21 protein-coding genes are annotated in these 20,896 nt (G+C 29.0%); 5 read left to right on the top strand and 16 right to left on the bottom strand.

The features are described from left to right. Positions 1-130 precede the first annotated feature (130 nt). The 9 genes from Q0997_RS15885 to Q0997_RS15845 form a co-directional block, all read right to left on the bottom strand. Positions 131-1,846, bottom strand: coding sequence for an FG-GAP-like repeat-containing protein (locus Q0997_RS15885; protein ID WP_299890559.1), 1,716 nt, complete (start codon positions 1,844-1,846; stop codon positions 131-133). A gap of 123 nt (positions 1,847-1,969) precedes the next feature. After that, entirely contained in the window at positions 1,970-2,791 is an 822-nt protein-coding gene (locus Q0997_RS15880; RefSeq protein ID WP_299890557.1) for an SDR family oxidoreductase, read from the bottom strand. Between the two features lie 81 nt (positions 2,792-2,872). Continuing rightward, complete coding sequence (gene recN / locus Q0997_RS15875; RefSeq protein ID WP_299890555.1) at positions 2,873-4,525, bottom strand: DNA repair protein RecN; 1,653 nt, start codon at positions 4,523-4,525, stop codon at positions 2,873-2,875. 61 nt (positions 4,526-4,586) lie between these two features. Then, a complete protein-coding gene (locus Q0997_RS15870) occupies positions 4,587-5,474 on the bottom strand; it encodes a DUF4835 family protein (RefSeq protein WP_299890553.1) in 888 nt (295 codons plus the stop codon). Next, complete coding sequence (coaBC, locus tag Q0997_RS15865) at positions 5,467-6,678, bottom strand: bifunctional phosphopantothenoylcysteine decarboxylase/phosphopantothenate--cysteine ligase CoaBC (protein WP_299890551.1); 1,212 nt, start codon at positions 6,676-6,678, stop codon at positions 5,467-5,469. The genes Q0997_RS15870 and coaBC overlap by 8 nt, the downstream gene beginning before the upstream one ends. A gap of 5 nt (positions 6,679-6,683) precedes the next feature. Then, positions 6,684-7,013, bottom strand: coding sequence for a DNA-directed RNA polymerase subunit omega (locus Q0997_RS15860; protein ID WP_299890550.1), 330 nt, complete (start codon positions 7,011-7,013; stop codon positions 6,684-6,686). A 7-nt stretch (positions 7,014-7,020) separates the two neighbouring features. Then, entirely contained in the window at positions 7,021-7,821 is an 801-nt protein-coding gene (locus tag Q0997_RS15855) for an outer membrane protein assembly factor BamD (protein ID WP_299890548.1), read from the bottom strand. Positions 7,822-7,930: 109 nt separating this feature from the next. Next, positions 7,931-8,818 (bottom strand): 4-hydroxy-tetrahydrodipicolinate synthase, encoded by an 888-nt coding sequence (gene dapA / locus Q0997_RS15850; protein ID WP_299890547.1) that lies wholly within the window; start codon positions 8,816-8,818, stop codon positions 7,931-7,933. 14 nt (positions 8,819-8,832) lie between these two features. Then, the gene (locus Q0997_RS15845) at positions 8,833-9,351 is read right to left on the bottom strand and encodes a hypothetical protein (protein ID WP_299890546.1); all 519 of its coding nucleotides are present in this window, start codon (positions 9,349-9,351) and stop codon (positions 8,833-8,835) included. 72 nt (positions 9,352-9,423) lie between these two features. On the opposite strand from Q0997_RS15845, the gene Q0997_RS15840 reads away from it, so the two are divergent. Next, the gene (locus Q0997_RS15840; protein WP_299890545.1) at positions 9,424-10,182 is read left to right on the top strand and encodes a 5'-nucleotidase C-terminal domain-containing protein; all 759 of its coding nucleotides are present in this window, start codon (positions 9,424-9,426) and stop codon (positions 10,180-10,182) included. A gap of 5 nt (positions 10,183-10,187) precedes the next feature. Further along, a complete protein-coding gene (locus Q0997_RS15835) occupies positions 10,188-11,105 on the top strand; it encodes a bifunctional UDP-sugar hydrolase/5'-nucleotidase (protein ID WP_299890544.1) in 918 nt (305 codons plus the stop codon). Positions 11,106-11,115: 10 nt separating this feature from the next. Here Q0997_RS15835 and Q0997_RS15830 read toward each other — a convergent pair whose 3' ends face one another. After that, on the bottom strand, positions 11,116-11,826 hold the full coding sequence (locus Q0997_RS15830; RefSeq protein ID WP_299890543.1) for a hypothetical protein: 711 nt from the start codon (positions 11,824-11,826) through the stop codon (positions 11,116-11,118). Between the two features lie 155 nt (positions 11,827-11,981). Here Q0997_RS15830 and Q0997_RS15825 point away from each other — a divergent pair, with 155 nt between their 5' ends. Beyond that, positions 11,982-12,356: a DoxX family membrane protein gene (locus Q0997_RS15825; protein ID WP_299890541.1), complete on the top strand. Its 375-nt coding sequence runs from the start codon at positions 11,982-11,984 to the stop codon at positions 12,354-12,356. Here the strand turns inward: Q0997_RS15825 and Q0997_RS15820 are convergent. The 6 genes from Q0997_RS15820 to Q0997_RS15795 all read right to left on the bottom strand — a co-directional run bounded on the left by Q0997_RS15820 (position 12,348) and on the right by Q0997_RS15795 (position 19,375). Continuing rightward, positions 12,348-13,064 (bottom strand): hypothetical protein, encoded by a 717-nt coding sequence (locus Q0997_RS15820; RefSeq protein WP_299890539.1) that lies wholly within the window; start codon positions 13,062-13,064, stop codon positions 12,348-12,350. The two genes, Q0997_RS15825 and Q0997_RS15820, sit on opposite strands and share 9 nt — an antisense overlap. Positions 13,065-14,031: 967 nt before the next feature. Continuing rightward, positions 14,032-14,733, bottom strand: coding sequence for a hypothetical protein (locus Q0997_RS15815; protein WP_299890537.1), 702 nt, complete (start codon positions 14,731-14,733; stop codon positions 14,032-14,034). Positions 14,734-14,794: 61 nt separating this feature from the next. Continuing rightward, the gene (gene ligA, locus Q0997_RS15810) at positions 14,795-16,792 is read right to left on the bottom strand and encodes an NAD-dependent DNA ligase LigA (RefSeq protein WP_299890535.1); all 1,998 of its coding nucleotides are present in this window, start codon (positions 16,790-16,792) and stop codon (positions 14,795-14,797) included. 5 nt (positions 16,793-16,797) lie between these two features. Next, complete coding sequence (locus tag Q0997_RS15805; protein WP_299890533.1) at positions 16,798-18,006, bottom strand: hypothetical protein; 1,209 nt, start codon at positions 18,004-18,006, stop codon at positions 16,798-16,800. Continuing rightward, entirely contained in the window at positions 18,003-18,866 is an 864-nt protein-coding gene (prmC, locus tag Q0997_RS15800) for a peptide chain release factor N(5)-glutamine methyltransferase (RefSeq protein WP_299890531.1), read from the bottom strand. Before prmC ends, Q0997_RS15805 begins: the two co-directional genes overlap by 4 nt. A 17-nt stretch (positions 18,867-18,883) precedes the next feature. Then, positions 18,884-19,375, bottom strand: coding sequence for a GNAT family N-acetyltransferase (locus Q0997_RS15795; RefSeq protein WP_299890529.1), 492 nt, complete (start codon positions 19,373-19,375; stop codon positions 18,884-18,886). A 65-nt stretch (positions 19,376-19,440) separates the two neighbouring features. On the opposite strand from Q0997_RS15795, the gene Q0997_RS15790 reads away from it, so the two are divergent. Continuing rightward, complete coding sequence (locus tag Q0997_RS15790) at positions 19,441-19,896, top strand: LEA type 2 family protein (protein ID WP_299890527.1); 456 nt, start codon at positions 19,441-19,443, stop codon at positions 19,894-19,896. Positions 19,897-19,898: 2 nt separating this feature from the next. Beyond that, the gene (gene ribD / locus Q0997_RS15785) at positions 19,899-20,882 is read left to right on the top strand and encodes a bifunctional diaminohydroxyphosphoribosylaminopyrimidine deaminase/5-amino-6-(5-phosphoribosylamino)uracil reductase RibD (protein WP_299890525.1); all 984 of its coding nucleotides are present in this window, start codon (positions 19,899-19,901) and stop codon (positions 20,880-20,882) included. Positions 20,883-20,896: the final 14 nt, after the last annotated feature.

Genomic DNA, 20,896 nt, shown 5'->3' with positions numbered 1-20,896 from the left:
TAATTAGGTTTGTTAAACAATGACAAATCGACGATTTGTAACAATTCCTCGTTAAAACGTTTGTTCATAATTATAATTCAATACTTATCAACATTTTATATAATAAATAATTTAAATTAGACAATTAAACTTATAGTTTAATAAATTTAATAGTATAATTATTTTTATTAGTAAAAAACTTCAAAAAGTAACTTCCAGAGTTTAATTGAGAAGTATTTATTTTAAAAGAAAAATCTTTTACATCAGATGTAATTATTTTTACTCCTAATATTGTATAAACTTCATAAAAATTAATTAATTCTTTAGCTTCTAAAGTCAACTTATTTTTTACTGGATTTGGCCAGATATTATAGTTATGCATAGCAGAGTCATTAACTGATAAAGAACTAGAAGATCCTTCTACTACACTAAGTGTTTGATTAGATGCTACATTATAAAAAATATCTTCTGTTCCACTTAACCAATTAAACTTAATATAATCTACTATTGTATTTGTCCCTAGCCCAACAATCTCAGTGCTAGAATTTTGTGACAAATAACCTTCACCACAATGAACGTATCTGTACTGTTTTTCTCCGTTTACAGAAATTTCAATTTTAGTTCCAATACCATCTTTATTACTTAATACACCTACAGTTTTAATTTTTAACCAATTATTATTAGATACTGTATTATTCTTCCATAAAAAAACATTTTCATTATCGTTATTACTTACTAATATTTCAGGAAAACCATCATTATCTATATCTCCAATAGCATTAGAATAACTAGCTCCATTATCATATAAAAAACCTGAATTTGAAGACAATGCATAAGTTTCATCAGCATTATTAATATAGAATGCAGACGACAAATAATTAGGGTAACTACCATCTAAAGACCCGCTAACATATAAATCAAGATCCATATCGTTTTCAGCATCTAAAAAAACGGCTCCCCATCCAATACTATTAAATATAGTACCCGTTTGCAAAGCTATATCTGTAAATGTTTCATCTCCATTATTTTTGAATAACACATTACCGGCTGGTCCATTTGTTATATATATATCTTGCCAACCATCATTATTATAATCTCCTATAGTTGTGGTCATAGCATCAATTGAAATATCTGTACCAGAAGACTCACTTATTTCAGAAAAAGTATTATCTCCATTGTTTTTATACAACCTATTTTGATTTATTACTTTATCATTAGAAACATAAATATCTTGCCAACCATCATTATTAAAATCAAAGAAAGCCGAACAAAATGACAATTCACTAGTATTTAATATTCCAGCTTGAGTACTAACGTTAGTAAACGTTCCATCTCCATTGTTTTTGTATAAGTAGTTTGGAATTATAAAATTACTATCTCTATTACTTATAAATACGTCTAAATAACCATCATTATTATAGTCTCCCCAAGATGCTCCATAAGTATAAAAATTTTCAATAGGAATACCAGAGTTTGCTGTTATATCTTGAAAAACTAAATTTCCTGTATTTTCTATTAAACGTAAACCATTCACATCACTAGTAAGGAAAATATCTTTATCCCCATCATTATCAAAATCTACCCAATTAACTTGTTTTGTTTGATATTCTGTTGAAATTAAATCAAATGTTTCCTCTAAAAAAACACCATTGATATTTTTAAAAAAGCGTAATGATTGACCTACTCCTGTTGTTAAAGTAATATCATCCCATCCATCCTGATTATAATCACAAAATGAAACTCCATTACCTAAGTATGTAATCCCTGTATTAACATTTAAGCCTAAATTTATAGCTTCATCTGTAAAATTAATTTGTGCAGTTGTAGAAAAACTTATTAGAAATAAAAAATAAAATAATCTTAGCATAATGGTTAGGTTATGTTAGGTTAGTTTGACTTAAATCTAATACTTTTCTTTGTTTTTTAAACAAAAAAAAGCCTCACGGTAAATAAATTAGACGTAAGGCTTAAATATTATATGTAATAAAAGTTATTTCTGACCTTCTACAAAAGCATCCATCACAGCATCGCTTACTCCCATATTGCTAAATCCTCCATCATTATATAAATTTTGCAAAGTTACTCGTTTAGTTAAATCACTAAATAAAGTTACCGTGTAGTTAGCACAATCCATTGCTGTTGCATTTCCTAATGGAGACATTTTCTCTGCATAGGCTATAAAACCATCAAAACCTTTAACTCCACTACCAGCAGTAGTAGGTGTTGGTGATTGAGATATTGTATTTACTCTTACTTTTTTATCTCGACCAAAGAAGTATCCAAAACTACGCGCAATACTTTCTAAATATGCTTTATTATCGGCCATATCATTATAATCTGGAAATACGCGTTGCGCAGCCATATATGTTAAAGCTACTATACTTCCCCATTCATTCATTGCATCTGCATGAAACAGCGTCTGCATTACTTTATGAAATGACATTGCAGAGACATCTGTTCCTTTTTGTGTCCAGGCATAATTCTGACTAGTATAAGCGTTACCTTTACGAACATTAATAGACATACCTATAGAATGCAATACAAAATCTAATTTACCTCCTAAAATCTCCATAGATTGCTCTACAAGATTTTTTAAATCTTCTTCACTTGTAGCATCAGCTGGAATAACTTGCGAACCTGTTTTTTCTGCAAGCTCTTTTATTTGTCCCATTCTCATTGCTACAGGAGCATTAGTTAATACAAAAGTACCGCCTTCTTCATGAACACGTTCTGCTGTTTTCCAGGCTATTGAATTTGAATCTAAGGCTCCAAAAATGATTCCTCTTTTTCCTTTTAATAAATTATATGACATATTAAATGTGGTTATTTTTTGGTTGTTGAAAGATTAAATCTAAAATACGGTTCAAATATAGTATTAAAATAAGAATAATTTTTAATTCAATAGTTGTTTTGCATGTGCGATTGCAGAATTAGACACTTCTATTCCTCCTAGCATTTGAGCAATCTCAATTATACGATCGTCATGGTTTAATTTCACAAGATTTGTTGTCGTTACTTCATCAACATCTTTTTTATAGACTTTAAAATGCGTGTGACCTTTTGCTGCGATTTGAGGTAAATGTGTAATACTAAATACTTGCATAGTAGCACTCATTTGCGACATAATCTCTGCCATTTTATTAGAAACTTCTCCGGAAACACCTGTATCTATTTCATCGAACATAATGGTAGGTAGATTAATATACCGTGTTAGTATAGACTTTATAGCTAACATTATTCTAGATAGCTCACCGCCTGAAGCTGCTTTTTTTAAAGACTTAAATGTTCCCCCTTTATTTGCCGAGAACAAAAAAGACAATGCTTCTTTTCCATTATAATAATATGTACTGCTTAAATTTAACGAAATGTCGAATTGCGCATTAGGCATACCTAAACTTGACAATATAATCTCTAATTCTTTTTTTAATTTTGGTATAGCTTGTACTCTTTTTTTGTGAATTACTTGTGCTAATTTATCAAGTCCTGATTTAACTGTTTTAATTTCAGATTCTTTTTTAGTTATATCGGCCTCAACATTTTCTGTAGCAGATACCTTAAGTTCTAACTCCTTTTTTACTTCTATTAAACCTGAAATATCATTAACTATATGCTTTTGAAATAAATTATTAATAGTAGTTAGTTTACCATTAACTTCTTCTAACCTATTAGGATTAGCTTCTAAATCTTCTTGAAAACGTTCTATTTCAGAAAAAACATCATCTAATTCAATAAAACTACTATTAACACGTGTGTAGAGTTTTTCATATTTATTTGAAAGACTTGCTAACTGTTTTAATACAACCTTTAATTCTGTAAGCGTATTAATTAATCCTAATTGCTCATCTGAAAAGAATTGATTAGAAGCTGTTAATTTTTCTTGAATAGTTTCTATATTATTTAATGTCTCATATTCTTCTTCTAATCCTTCAAGTTCATCCACTTTTAGATTAGCTGCAACTAATTCATTTAACAAAAAAGAGTTATAATCATGTTCTTTTATAGCTTCAGATTGAAACGCAACTAACTGTTCTAATTCTTTAGTTAACTTTTTATATTTTGAAAGTTTAGTGCTATAATCTATAAGTTCTTCTTTGTTTTCAGATAATGCATCAATAACCTGAAATTGGAAAGCATCATCTACTAATTGAAGTGTTTCGTGTTGAGAATGGATATCTATTAAACGCTCTCCTAATAATTGTAGATTACTTAAATTAACAGGTGAATCGTTAACAAATGCTCTTGATTTTCCTGAAGGTAATATTTCTCGCCTAATAATAGTTTGAGATTCATAATCTAAATCGTTTATATCGTATAACTCTTTAAGATTATAATTTGAAACATCAAACTGAGCTTCAATAATACACTTTTGTTCCTTGTTTCTTAAGCTACTTAAATCTGCTCTTTTTCCTAAAATTAAAGATAAGCCACCAAGTAGAATGGATTTCCCTGCACCTGTTTCGCCAGTAATAATTGTAAATCCGTCATTAAAATCAACTTGGAGTGAATCAATTAACGCATAATTTTTTATAGATAGTGACGTTAGCATTTTTATAAAATATATTTATACTAGTAGAAAGGTTACACTTTCTAATTTAAAAGGAAACTATTTAAAACTTAATGTTTCTCCATTTACTGGCATGCATTGGAGCGACACGATTTAAAACATCTATTAATCCTGAGATATCTACATTAGGACCTGAAGAAAAAATTTGCTCTATTTCTTCTGCTTTGGCATCAAAAAACACACGAGACAAATAAGAATTAGGTCTACGACTATTCATTTTTTTAAATGCACCTAACGCCAATGCTATTTCATTTTTTCCATCTTTCTTACTTTTACTCATAGCATCTAAACCACGTCTATGATAATTGTACATGACTTCTCTAAACTCTATAAATGTAGGAGATAGAATATTATCTATTAATGCAAAACGACTTTGTAAACCATCTTCCAGTTTCCAACCTTTAAAATTTTCTTGCTGAGAAAAATTCACAATACGTTGGGCTTGTTTAAAATAAGGCTGACCTCCTTCTAGAGCAAAACTCTCTGCATCTAAACCAAAAATCATTTGAATATGAAAAGCTAATACAGATATAAGGTTAGATTCATATTGACTTTCATTATATATTAAATTTTGAAACTCTACATATTCAAATGTAAAATCTTTATCATTTATATTATATACCGGTGTAGTATAAGTTGAACCATATACTGGACGTGAAGATTGTATTTGAATTGCGCCTTTAAAATTATCACCATTACGCTCTGTAATATTAATAACAATATTACAACTTATACGCTCTTGTAGTTTAAACTCCTTTTTGGTCCACTGTGTTTTATTTACAAACTCTTTTAATTGATTTTCTAATGTCTGGAATATTTGTTGATTCTCATTTCCAGTTAATTGAGCATTAACAACAACATTACAATTAAGTTCTTGTGCAAAACCATTAACACATATACAAAATACAAGTAGTAAGATTAATTTACGCATTTAATTTCTTTATTATTTCACTTAAAATATCAATAGCGACCTCAGCTTTCGACTTTAACTTATAAGCTGTTATATTATTCTCTTTATCAATAATAGTTACTTTATTTGTTTCACTTTTAAAACCAGCACCTTTATCATTTAACGAATTTAATACAATTAAATCTAAATTCTTCTTTTTTAGTTTTCCTTTTGCATATTCTAATTCGTTGTTAGTTTCCAAAGCAAACCCAACTAAAAGCTGCTTTAATTTTATCTCTCCTAATGATGCTAAAATATCTTTAGTTTTTTCTAACTCCAATACTAACGTAGAATCTTTCTTTTTTATTTTCTGATTTGATATTTCTTTAGGTTTATAATCTGCAACTGCAGCAGACAGTATTGCTACATCTACAGTTTTATAATAAGTATGTGCCGCTTCATACATATCTTGTGCACTTACTACTGGTACAACTTGTATTAAGCTATGGTTAACTTTTTGATGCGTTGGACCAGTTATTAAAACAACTTCTGCTCCAAAATTAGCAGACGCTTTGGCTATTTCAAACCCCATTTTCCCACTAGAATGATTACCTATAAAACGTACAGGGTCTAAAGCTTCATATGTAGGCCCAGCTGTGATCATTATTTTCCTGCCTTTTAAAGGTAGTTTATTCAAAACATCTTGTTCCATAAAAGCAACAATATCTTCTGGTTCTGCTAAACGGCCTTGACCAACTAATCCACTAGCTAATTCTCCAGAAGTAGCAGGAATCATGATATTACCAAAACTTTTTAGTTTCTTAAATGTATTTAAAGTTGAAGGGTGCTTGTACATATCTAAATCCATTGCTGGCGCAAAATACACAGGACATTTTGCAGAAAGATATGTTGCTAACAACAAGTTATCACAAGTACCATTTGCCATTTTAGACATAGTATTTGCAGTTGCAGGAGCAACTAGTAAATAATCTGCCCAAAGGCCTAATTCAACGTGATTATTCCATTCTGCATTTTCATCGTCTTCATTGTAAAATGACGAATGCACTGGGTTTTTAGATAATGTAGATAAAGTAAGAGGTGTTACGAAGTCTTTAGAAGCAGGTGTCATAACTACTTTTACGTTAGCACCTGCTTTTATAAATACTCTTACTAATGAGGCTGTTTTATAAGCGGCTATACCAGCACTTATGCCTAATAGTATATTTTTGCCACTTAATATAGACATAGAGATTAGTCTTTTTTGTCTTCCTCCGTATTCCTATGATAGATTTTAGCATCTAACCACTCTTTAACTGCTAAAGCATGTGGTTTAGGTAATTTCTCATAAAATTTAGAAACTTCTATTTGCTCTTTATTTTCAAAAATTTCTTCTAAAGAATCGTTATAAGTTGCAAACTCTTCAAGTTTTTCGATCAATTCTTTTTTAATTTCAGAATTGATTTGCTCTGCTCTTCTAGCAATAATAGAAATTGCCTCGTAGATATTCTCTGTAGGTGAATCAACCTCATTTCTATTGTAGGTTGTTGTACTTAAAGGTGCATCAATCTTTTTTAAATCCATAGTTATATTAACTTTTTGTACTGTATTGTTCTAATTGTTTTTCAATGTCTCCAAGCTTATCTGTTGCTTCTTCAATAAATTGAGAATCTGAATAACGCTTTTTAAATGCATTGTAATATCCTTTAGCTGTTTCTAAACGCTCTTTTTTCTTATATTCAACACTATTAAGTGCTAGTTTATACGCAGAATCATATCTTATATATAAAGCTTCTTCCCGCAATGATGTTCCAGGAAAATCACTTATAAAATTATCGAAAGCAGCTATTGATGCTTTATAATCTGAAATATGATTATATTGTTTAGCTGTTTCAAAAGCTTTCTTTTCTAATTTAAAATCTAATTCTTTAACAAATTCGTTAGCTTTTGCTACATTTTCAGATTCAGGGAACTCATTAATAAATTGTTGCAATTTTTCTAAAGCCGTTATTGTTTCTGTTTGATCTTTAGAATAAACTGGAGACAATTCATAGTAGCTTCTAGCACTTTTAAAACTTGCTTCAGATAATTTTTCACTTCTAGGATAAGCAGCAACAAAACGCTCAAAATGGTAACCTGATGTATAATAGTCTCCCATTTGGTATGAGGCATCAGCATTTAAATACATCAATTTTTCTGCTTGAGGCTTACCTCTATATGATGGAATAATTTGCTCAAAAAGTCTATTCGCTTTGGCATATTTCCCTGCATCATACATTTTTTCTCCCATTTTGTACTTAACACCAACTTCTTCAGATTTTAAAGCTTTTTGATATTCGCTACAAGCACTCATACTAAGTACAATAACAAGGATGACAAGTAAGTTTTTCATAAATTTTTTAACAAGATGCAAAAATACGCTATTAATATGGATTTTAAAAATATAATTTTGATGCTAAATTAATTTTTGAAATCAAGTTATCACTAGGTTTAAGTAATATTTAACGCTTATTATATGCTTTTAAGAAATTATCAATTTTTTGTTTTAAAACTTTAGTTGCAGGAACAAGTGGCAAACGCACACTATCATTACACAAATTTAAATTTTCCAATACTGCCTTTATACCTGCTGGATTGTTTTCAGAGAAAATTAAACTCGTTATTTCCATTAATTTGAAATGAATTTTATAGGCTTCCTTTGCATGGCCTTTCATTCCTAAGCTAATCATTTTTGAAAAATCTTCTGGTAAAGCCTGTCCTATAACAGAAATCACACCATCTCCGCCTGCTAAAGTCACCCCCAAAACGAGGTCATCATCACCAGAAATAATACCAAACCCTTCTGGTTTATCTCTTAATAGATGTAAATATTGTGACATATTATTGCCAGCTTCTTTTACTGCAACAATATTATCAAAATCTTTAGCCAGTCGTAAAGTTGTCTCTGGAGTCATATTAGAAGCTGTTCTTCCTGGAACATTATATAATATAATTGGCACGGGCGACGCTTCCGACACAGCTTTAAAATGCTGATATATACCTTCTTGGGTAGGTTTACTATAATATGGAGATACAGATAAAATACCAGCAAAACCAGACAAATCTGTTGTTTTAATTTCTTCTAAAACTGCTGCTGTATTATTTCCTCCTATTCCTAAGACTAGAGGTAATCGTCCTTTATTTGTATCACTTATTGTTTTTATAATGTCTTTTTTTTCTGCTTTAGTTACGGTTACACTTTCTCCTGTTGTACCGCTTATAACTATGTAATTAGTACCTTTTTCTATGTTATATTCAACAATTGCAGCAAGTGCTTTATGATCTATAGTTAAATCTGAATTGAATGGAGTAACAATTGCAATTCCGGTTCCTTTAAAAGGGTTATTCATTTTTTAGATATATTTTATATTTTATTTAAAACAGTGAGATATTTCATTAATTCAGATTTAAAAGTATCCAAATCTTTTATTTTAGTTTTTATTATAAGGTCGTTTAAGCGCTCATCATCTTGCAAAACACCAACTTTAAACTTAGCTTTTGAAGCAGCTGTTAATAATTTTAGAGAAATAGATTCTTCAGTATAATAACTAATAAAAATATCGAAATCTGTATCCAGAAAACGTTTTAGATCTGGGTCTTTTATAACACCATTCCAACCTATATTATTTTCATTATAAGTTTTATTTATATTAATACCTTCAATCTTCTTTTCTTTAGTAAATATTATTAACTGAAAATCATTAGGTTTTACTTTTAAAGTTTTTGCTAATGCTTCAAACCATTTATATTCTATTAGTTCACCCTTGTTAACTAAAACTCCTATTTTTTTTATTTTAGAGCTATCTTGAGATACTAACCGATTATTTAACGTTCTGTTAATGTACTTTTCATTAGATTTTTCCTTAAATCCCTTTAAAATCATTTATATTTATTCCTTTTATACAAAAGTAGCAAAACCGACTTTAATACCTTACTTAAAATCACAATTTAGTACATGAAAATAAAAACACTCCTTCTTTGCTTTTTTACACTCATTATTTTTAACTGTAAAAATAAAAACTACCAACTTTCTAAAATTGAAGGCAAGCAAATAGAAGTTACAGATAGCATAAAAACAAATCAAAGTTTTGATTCTATAATAAAACCCTATAGAGATAACCTTACAAAGGATATGAATGCTGTTTTATCATTTGCACCACAAACCTACTCTAAAACTGATGGTGAGCTTAATACTGCAATAGGTAATTTAATGGCGGACATAGTTTATGATCAAGGCAATATTGTATTTAATAAACGTACTAATAAAAATATAGATGCTGTATTACTTAATCATGGCGGTATTCGCTCAATTATTTCCAAAGGAAACATTACTACAGAAACTGCCTTTCAAGTCATGCCTTTTGAAAATAGCATAGTCGTTGTTGCTCTAAAAGGTAAGCAATTAGATAGTATGATGGATTATTTACGTCATGCAAAAAGAGCCCATCCAGTTAGTGGCATGGAATTAAAGCTAGATAAAAACTATAACATAACAAAAGCTTTAGTTCAAGGTAAAACAATAGACAAAAATAAAACATACTATTTAGCTACCAATGACTATTTATATGATGGTGGTGATCGTATGCGTTTTTTTAAACCTAACGATAGCGTGTATTACTTAAATTACAAAATAAGAAACGCTATGATTGACTATTTTAAAAAAACTGATACTATTAGACCTAAAATCGATAACCGATTTACTCAAACAAAATAAGATTAATGAAGAGAAGACAATTTATACAACAGTCTAGTGCTGCAACAGCATTAGTAACTTTGGGTGGCTTTGGTTTTCAATCTTGCGAAGCAACATCAAAAACTAAAAAAATAACAATTCTGCATACTAACGACGTACATAGTCATATTGATCCTTTTGGACCAAATGATGGCCATAATGCTAATAAAGGTGGCGTAGCTAGACGTGCTTCATTAGTTGAGTCTATAAGAAATGAAAATCCTAATACATTACTTTTAGATGCTGGTGATATTTTTCAAGGTACACCGTACTTCAACTATTACGGTGGAGAGTTAGAATTCAAACTAATGTCCAAAATGAAATATGATGCTGCCACAATAGGAAATCATGATTTTGACAATGGTATTGATGGGCTTTATGCTCAATTACCTTATGCTAAGTTTAAGTTTTTATCTGCTAATTACAATTTTAAAAACACTGTTATGGATACCCATGTAAAACCATACCATGTATTTATTAAGGACAATATAAAAATTGGCGTTTTTGGTATTGGAATAAAACTAAAAGGTTTAGTAAACAAAGACATGTACAAGGAAACAGAATATTTAGATCCAATTGAAATAACACAAGACATCACCAGAATACTTAAAGAAGAAGAACAATGCGATCTAATAATTTGCTTATCGCATTTAGGTTATCACTACTCAAAAAAGCCTGAAAAAATTTGTGATTTAGAATTAGCAAAATCAACAAAAGATATTGACTTGATTATTGGAGGACATACACATACTTTTTTACCAAAACCAACTGTTGCAAAAAACAATGAAGGTAAAAATGTACTAGTAAATCAAGTTGGATGTTACGGAATAAACCTAGGGAGAATAGATTTTTATCTTGATTCAAACAAAAACAAGACTGCTAATGGCACCTCTATAATAGTTTAATATTCTATAATTAGATTTTTTTATTAATATCACTAGTCTCTTTCATATAAGCAAACATAAAATAGATACCGGATATATAAAAAAGATAGTCAAGACATTTAAACATAATATTAGATAAATAATGCCTATCTATATGAAAATTAATCTCAGCAGCAGCAAAACTTAGCACCATAAAAACAAATAAAAGAGATTTTTTTTCTCCATCTTTTAAATAATTAGAATAAGACAAAAAACCTAATAAGATAAAAATAACACAGCCAGATCCTAATACTACAATATCATACACTTTAGACATATTTGCACTTAAATACGTGAAAAACAATAAGGTTAATATTAAGTTCACTAGAAAAACAAACAAAAAATAAAACCCAGTAAAACCTTTAACATCTAGGCTTTTATAACTTTTTAAAGACAAAAAAACAAAACACAGATACCCTAATTGTGTAATTATCGGAGATATTTTATCAAAAACATAATGTTTATTTCTGCAAGCCCCAATAACAATAGCAATAAAAAGTAACACAATAATAGCTATATACAAAAGAGAGAAATCTACTTTCAACACTAAATAATGGAGCACAAAAAGAGGAATACAGGCTGCCAATATTAATTGAGCAATTTGTGTGTAATTATTAAGTTGAATAAAACATCCAAGTAACAATAAACCTATCAATGCGTATAAAAAGAACCAGTCTTTAACTGTTTTATACCTTTCAATCATAATAGTACTCTCAAATAAAGTCTGCTAAATATACCAAAAACAGGTTTTATAGCTGTTTTACTTACTTTTAATCAATTAAATACTATTTTGATATTAGTAAATTACTATGTAAGGAATCCTCCTATTATTCAACAAAATTAAAAACCAAACAAATCATGAAGACTAAAATCCTTTTTACTATTAGATTAATAATAGCTATTATTTTAATACAAACATTAAGATTCAAATTTACTGCACATCCAGATAGTGTTTATATTTTTCAACAAGTTGGACTAGAACCATACGGAAGAATAGGTATTGGTGTTTTAGAACTAATTGCTGGTATTCTTATTTTAATTCCAAAAACAATATGGATTGGTGCTTCATTAACAATTGGAGTTATTGGAGGCGCTATTTTTATGCATTTAACCAAGTTAGGTATAGAAATAAATGGAGATAGCGGCGTACTTTTTACTACAGCTATAGTAACTTTTATATTAGCAGCTATAGTGCTTTTTCTATACAAAAAACAAATCCCCTTTTTAAAGTAACACGTCGTAATATTTGTTAATTTTTGAAGTAATATATACATACACTAAATAAAAACCTGCTATTAATAAAATAGAATAAGCCAAGTTTAGAGCGTATTTTGCTGAAACAAAAAGATAAGCTACCTGCATCATTTCTGAAAAAACAATACAAACACTTGCTAGAAAAAGTAGCAGTCCTCTTTTAGAATCATGATATAAATAGTTTAACAATGAAAATGAAAGAATTAATAATACGCAGACATTGTAGATGCATTCAATTAAAAAATTAAATGTATATACTTCTATACCACTATCGGCGGCTATCATATTATTTAATGTGAATATAATGTACGTGTTAAAAACAAGCAGCACAGTAATATGTGTTTTAAACTTTTTAAATAGAATTTCAAAATTTATACTCCTTGTTATATATATCAATAAATTAATATAAGCAACTACATAACACAGGTTACTTACTTTAGAGAATAAAACATAATCAAAATTCCAAAACATTTTAGAAAGTTCAGCTACTGAGCATGCTATTAAAAAAGTAGCAAAATAAGGACTTTTTGTTTCAGATTCTAAGAAATAGAGGTACACAAAAAAGGGCAATATAACTGCTCGTGAATAATTTGAAAGTATTTCTATATTAAAAAGCACACCTGTTAAAAACACACAGGCAAGCACAATAATACAACCACTTACAACTTGTAGTTTGTTAATTTTCATTTTTAGTAATAGACATTGGGACTGCAAATATACAATAAAAATGCTATTTAACGATAAAAAGCGTATTTAATCGTTTAAAGGTTTTCAAAAAGAAAGTAAAAAACTGGTGAATATCCCCCTTAAAAAACAAGATTTTAATTATAAGATTTCTCGCTATTGATATAGCAATAAGCAAAACAAAATCCAATAATTAAAAATACTGAATATACAATGTTAATCATTTTTTCTGCTTTAATGTAAAAATAAGCAACCTGAGTAAGTTCAGAAAAACACAAGAATAAAGACGCTAGAAATAACAAAAGAGATCTCTTATTCATATCATGGATGTATTGTAAAAACGAAAATACAAAAACTAAAATCACAAACAGATTATAGACAGACTCTATAACATAATACGATGTAGGTATAACATTATGCTCATGATAACTCATCATATTATCTAGTGCATAAAAAATATAACCTCCTAAAGCTATTAAAATTATTAAATGAAATACAAATTGTTTCAAAAGCGTCCTAAAATTAATATTTAGTACAATATGAACAAACAAAAAAATATAAGACAAAGCATAATTTATATTAGACAAATAATAACTTAAACTATGATTATTAAAACGAAAAACATAGACAAACTCTGCAATAAAAAAAGTGATTAAAAAAAGAACAAAAAAAATATTCTTCTTATTAATCAAACTCATAAAGCAAAACAACATGATTAATGGTACTATTGCAACCCTTAAAATTTTATAAGCAAAATTATAATCTGAAAATATTGTAACTAAAAACATTAGCGAAAACGCTAAAAAAACAATATCTAAATATCTTTTTCTACTCATTATTAAATCTAAATCTGGGGTAAATATATAACTATCACACGAATAATCGATAAAATATGCATTTAATCGTCAAAATACATGTAAGAAAAACCTTTATTTAATTATAACCAACTAAGAAACAGTAGATTATAATTTTAGACAGAAACCTTAATATTTGTTATATATCTATATAAAAAATAAAAACCTAACAAAAAGAAAGATGCTCTAAAAAAGCGAAGAATAGAATTGCCATTATTATAATATGAAGCTAAGTCTAAAAACTCTAAAAGTACCAAACTAATAGATGCCACAAATAACATTATAGCTTTATTATCTTTTTTACTTAGGTAATTAAAAAAGGAAAACAACAAAGCAAGAACAACAAATATATTATAGGATAAGTGAAGTATAGAATTAGCAAATCCTGTATAATGATAAGACAGAAAAGCATTAAGCTTTAAAAATGCTAATACACCTATTAATAAGGAAATAATTAAATGATAAAAGTACTTTTTCGCAACTACTAAAATTTTAGTTCCTAATGCTAAATGATTAAATAAACTTATATAAGAAATCAAACATAGTATACCATTTAAAGATTCACTTCTAAAAAAATCAAAATAATAACTAAAATAAAACAGTATCTCTAACAACAAAGTGCTTAATAGAAATATACCAAAAAACATATCTCCTGGTTTTTTATACAATAAGTATAAAATATAAGTAAACATTATTATCCCAGACCTAGCTATACGAGTAATAAAACCCATATAAAAACTCGCTCCTATTAAAAAAGTTAATCCAGAAATTAAAAGTAAAACAACAATAGGCTTTTTGTAACTATTTAGATTATACATTTTTAATTAAATGAAAATGGTAGATTTTACTAAAATAAAAAAAAATATTAAATAATCATTTCTAGGTAATCATTTGCAAAAATTCTTCTTCACTAATTAATGAAATATTAAGTTTTTCTGCCTTTTCTTTTTTACTAGGTCCCATCTTCTCTCCAGCTACTACAAAATCCGTTTTAGAAGAAATTGAAGACACATTTTTCCCACCATTATCTTCTATAAGTTTCTTAAGCTCTGTTCTTGAAACACTTGTAAAAACACCAGAAACCACAAATGACTTACCTTCAAGTTTATTTGTTTGGCTAGCTAATTTCTCTGCAGAAATTTCTAATTGAACACCACTATCTTTTAAACGCTGAATAATGGTTCTATTCTCTTCTGAAGCAAAAAAGGCAACCACACTTTCTGCTATTTTAATTCCAATTTCATCTACTCTTTCTAAATCTTCAATACCAGCTTTTGATAGATCATCTATAGTCTTATAATGTTTAGCTAATTTTTTAGCAACGGTTTCACCCACAAAACGAATACCTATAGCAAACAATACACGCTCAAAAGGAATTTGCTTTGAAGCAGCTATGCCTTGAACTAAATTCTCCGCACTCTTTTCCGCCATTCGTTCTAATGGCATTACTTGTTCTTTTGTTAATGTATATAAGTCTGCATAATTAGTTATCAAGCCTTCATTTACTAAAAGCGCAACTGTTTCTCCTCCTAACCCTTCAATATCCATAGCCTTACGAGAAATATAATGCTGGATTCTGCCAACCACTTGAGGGTTACAACCATTATAATTAGGACAAAAATGCTTAGCCTCTCCTTCTAATCGCTCTAAAGCCGTGTTACATTCAGGACATTCTGTAATGTATAGAGTTGACCGAGAACTACTAGGGCGTTTTGATAAATCTACAGCTATAATTTTTGGTATAATTTCTCCTCCTTTTTCAACAAAAACTGTATCATTTACACGAATATCAAGTTTCTCTATTTGATCTGCATTGTGTAATGATGCTCTTTTTACAATTGTTCCAGCTAGTTCTACAGGTTCTAAATTAGCAACAGGTGTAATAGCTCCAGTTCTTCCAACTTGATAGGTTATTTCATTTAATACAGTAGAAACTTGTTCTGCTTTAAACTTATAAGCCATTGCCCAACGTGGTGCTTTGGAAGTAAACCCTAATTCGTCTTGTTGAAATAAGTTATTCACTTTAACCACTACTCCATCTGTTTCGTAAGGCAAATCATGACGTGCTTCATCCCAATAATTTATAAACTCAAAAACATCTTCTATAGAACCAACTAGCTTAGCAGCTTCTGGTACTTTAAATCCCATTTGCCTTGCTAGCGCTAAACCTTCAAATTGAGTTTCAAAAGGTAATTTATCTGCTTTTATGTTATATAATAAGCATTCAAGTGGTCGTTTAGCGACTTCTGCACTATCTTGTAATTTTAGACTTCCAGATGCTGTATTTCTTGGATTTCTATAAGGTTCTTCTCCATTTGCTATTCGCTCTTCATTCATTTTGTTAAAACCGTCAAATGGTAAAACAATTTCTCCTCTAATATCAAATTTTGCTGGATACTCTCCTTTTAATTGTAGTGGTACCGAATTTATTGTTTTAATATTTGCTGTAACTTCATCTCCTTGAACCCCATCGCCTCGCGTTACAGCTCTTAACAAACTTCCGTTTTCGTAAGTTAAACTAATAGATGCGCCATCATATTTTAACTCACAAGTATATTGAATATCTCCATCTACTAATTTTTTAATTCTAGTTTCCCAATCTTGTAAATCCTCTAATGAATAAGAATTATCTAATGAATACATACGATGACTATGCACAATCGTATTAAAATTCTTAGTCACCTCACCTCCAACACGTAACGTTGGCGAATTAACATCGTAAAATTCTGGATGTGCATCTTCTAAAGCCTGAAGCGCTTTTAATTTTATATCAAATTCATAATCACTAATTGTGGGATTATCAAGCACATAATAATTATGATTATGTTGACGTAACTCTTCTCTTAAGGTTTGTATTTTTTGCTCCGTAGTATTCACAAATATTATATTTTGATTTTAAATTTAAGATAGTAAGGTTTAGAAAGCTGTTCTGGGTCGTAGCAATCTTCAATATAGTCTACAGCGTTTATTATAAACTCATTATCACTTAACCAATTAATAGTAAAGACATCATCCATACTACTTTGATTGTTTTTTTTAAAAGGATAAGACCAAGATGTTGGATAGAAACTCAACATAGATTTATATATACCATTTAATTCTTTTTTATGCACTTCAAAATATGTGTCGTGGTAACATTCGGTTAAATCATGAGTTACCAATACTGCATATTTTTTGTTAGGTGATATATATGGATAACCATTAAATTTATTTAAAGTATCACCAGTTTTAATACTCAACTCTGTATGGATATTTGGCATAAAAAACATGCTTTCTGTAACTATATAACTATTAGGAAAGTCTTTATGATAAAACACACCATAACTTTTTGTTGGATTATATTCTGATTGATAAGTTGAATCTTTTAAAACTAATTTTTCACCATTATTAAAAGGCAACTCTATTGTTTTATTCTCCTTTATAAAAGTCTTTGGTTGTTTAAATTTTAATTCGTTTATTATACGGTTTTTGTATCTATTAAGGCTAACCTCTTCTATATCTAACAATTCACTTAAATCTATTTTAGAATCTTCTCCTTTTTCTCCAACAACAAGAAAACCGTAGTCATACAATGAATCTTCATTATTACCTTTATTATTTTTATATAAAAAACCGTCAAAAACATAACCTATATTTTCTTTTAAAACGTACCAATTGTGTTTGTATGAATTCTCACTCGTTTTTATACTTTTATTACTCCATTTAGTTACTATTTTGGCTGTTCTTCCTGTAATAGTTTTCTCATTGTCATTTATGTCTTTAACCTCTTTTGAATAATCCAATATATAAATGTCCTGTCCAAATACTAATTTTCCAATTTTATTACCTAGTGAATCTCTAATATTAAGTCCATTCTCTGCTTTAACTGTTCTTCTATCTAAACTTGATATTTCTTCTGGTTTAAACCATTTATAAATGGAATCTCCTCTTTTTATATCTTTTTTTATATCACTAGTAGATCTTAAGGTATCTTCACTTGAACCTGATACCGTTGAATCTTTTTTAATCTCTTCTTTTTCTAATGCTGTTGCATGTTTTTTTTTACAACTAAAACAAACAATTAAAACTAATATGTAAATATTTATTTTCATTTAGGTTTCGTTGCTATTAACATTCTATCTCTTCCAAACATATCTTTTATCACTTTCACATTATTAAAACCATAGCTTTCTACCAATGTTTTAGTTTCATTTCCTAGATATTCGTTTATTTCAAAATACAATTCCCCTCTTGGTTTTAATTTTTCAATAGCAAATTCAGTAATCGCTTTATAAAAAATTAATGGATTGTTATCATCTACAAATAAAGCTAAATGTGGTTCATTATTAAGCACATTATTTTTAATCTCTTCTTTTTCAAGATTTCTAACGTATGGTGGATTAGAGACTATTACATCAAACTTATGTACAAGATCAATTTCAAAATCATGACTATCTAAAATACTATTCTCAATAAAAGTAATATCAACAGCATTTAACTCTGCATTTTGCTTTGCAATTTTTAATGCTTCTTCAGAAATGTCTAACGCATAAACCTTAGCATTCTCTATATTTTTAGCTAATGAAACAGCTATACAGCCACTTCCTGTACCTATATCTATTACATTTAGTTTTTCTATATTTTTATAATTTCCAACAATTAAAGCAACTAACTCTTCAGTTTCAGGCCTAGGTATTAAAGTGTGCGTGTTCACTTTAAAGGGTAATCCATAAAATTCAGTTTCCCCAATAATATATTGTATTGGGATTTCTCTTTTTAATTCATCTAAAGCCTGAAAAACAATATCTTGCTCCACTTTTGTTATAGTAATTCCTGTATCAAGAGCTAACTGCAAGCGTGAAATATTATAAAACGATTCAACCAACATATAAAAGAAACTAGCAACCTCTTCTTTAGCATATATAACATCTAATTCCTTGTGGAATATATTTTGTAAATCTTTTAACAGCACTTTTTATTACTCTAAAATTATAAATCTTTAATCATCCACACGGCACAAGCTGTATGCCCAGTACTTCCTAATGGAGCGTCTAGATGTTTAAAACCAAATTGCTCGTAAATATGTATAGCGGCTTTTAATTGTGGAGCAGACTCTAAATAACACTGTTTATAGCCTAATACCTTGGCAGATTCCATACATTTTTCAAACATTAACTTACCATATCCTTTTCCTCTCACTTTTGGGGAAAAATACATTTTTTGAATCTCACAAACAGTAGCTTCATACCCTTTTAATGGCTTTAAACCTCCACCACCTAAAATCTCACCTTTTAAATCAACCACATAATAAACATCATTATTATTTTGATAAGACTCAAACATACGTTTTGTTTCAGGATCTGTATATGCAGTACCTTCTAATGGTATTTTAAACTCTGGAAAACAACCACGTATTACTTGTTCTATTTGTGCATTATCTCCCAGTTCAATTTCCCTTATAATGATATTATTATTACTCACTTTATTATAGTATTTTTACGCCATATTTAAAGGTATGAAGATACATTAATTCTAAAAAAACAAAGATGAAGAAGCTTATAATCTTATCAACAATTATACTCACAATATTAAGCTGTAAAGTAAACGAAAAACCAGAGTTTTTAAGAGTAGAAAATATTAAGGTTGTAGACTCTAATTCTGAATTTGTAAGTTTAAGTGCAGATGCTTTTTTTAACAACCCTAATGATGTTGGAGGTGAATTAAAATCTGAAGGCATTCGCGTTGTTATTAATGATGTTGAAATGGCCATTATTTCTTCTGAGAGTTTTAAAGTACCAGCAAAAAAAGAATTTTCGATTCCCTTAACTGCGAATATCCCTGCCAAGAAAATTTTAAACATAAATAACCTTAGTGGTATTTTAAATAGCATTTTAAATAAGAAGATGAAAGTCCAGTATATAGGAGATATAAAATATAAAGTTCTTGGTTTTTCTCATACTTACACTATAGATAAAACTGAAGATGTAAAAATTAAACTTTAGCATTGACCAAAAACGAAACTTATATAAAGCGTTGCATACAAATTGCAAAAAGCGGTTTAGGAACTACAAGACCTAATCCTATGGTAGGTGCAATTATTGTACATAATAATGAAATTATAGGAGAAGGTTTTACTAGTAAATATGGTGGTAGTCATGCAGAAGTTAATGCTATAAACTCTGTAAAGGATAAGTCTATTTTAAAAGCTTCTACTTTATATGTTACTTTAGAACCATGCTCACATTATGGAAAAACACCACCGTGTAGCGATTTAATTATTCATCATAATATACCAAATGTTGTTATTGGCTGTGTAGATGACAACCCAGAAGTTGCTGGAAAAGGCATAAAAAAACTCATGGATAATGGCATAAAAGTTACAATTGGGGTTTTAGAAAATGAATGTAAAGCACACCATAAACGTTTTTTTACTTTTCATAATAAAAAACGCCCGTATATTATACTAAAATGGGCAGAAACCAATAATGGCTTTATAGCTCCCAAAACAAAAGAAGAACATAAACCTGTTTGGATTACTAATACACTTTCAAGGCAATTAGTACATAAATGGAGAGCCGAAGAACAAGCTATATTAGTTGGTACCAATACTGTAATAAAAGACAATCCCAGTTTAACCGTTAGAGATTGGATTGGCGAAAACCCTGTTAGAATAGTTTTAGATAAAAACAACTTATTATCTAATGAGTATACCGTTTTTAATCCCGAAGCAGAAACGTTGACCCTAAAAGATAATTCGGCTAAAGCGATATGTAATATTCTATACAAACAGAATATCAACTCTATTATTATTGAAGGCGGCACAAAAACATTACAATTATTTATAGATGAAGATCTTTGGGATGAAGCACGGGTTTTTACCGGAGCAACTCAATTTAAAGAAGGAGTAAAAGCACCGCGTTTTTTTGGAGCCTTAATTTCTGAAGAAAAAATATTAGACGACACCCTAAGAATATACAAGAATAGCTAAAGAATAGACTTGGT

The sequence above is a fragment of the uncultured Lacinutrix sp. genome, assembly GCF_947500325.1.
Lineage (GTDB): Bacteria > Bacteroidota > Bacteroidia > Flavobacteriales > Flavobacteriaceae > Lacinutrix.
This window is presented reverse-complemented; position numbering and strand designations above follow the sequence as displayed.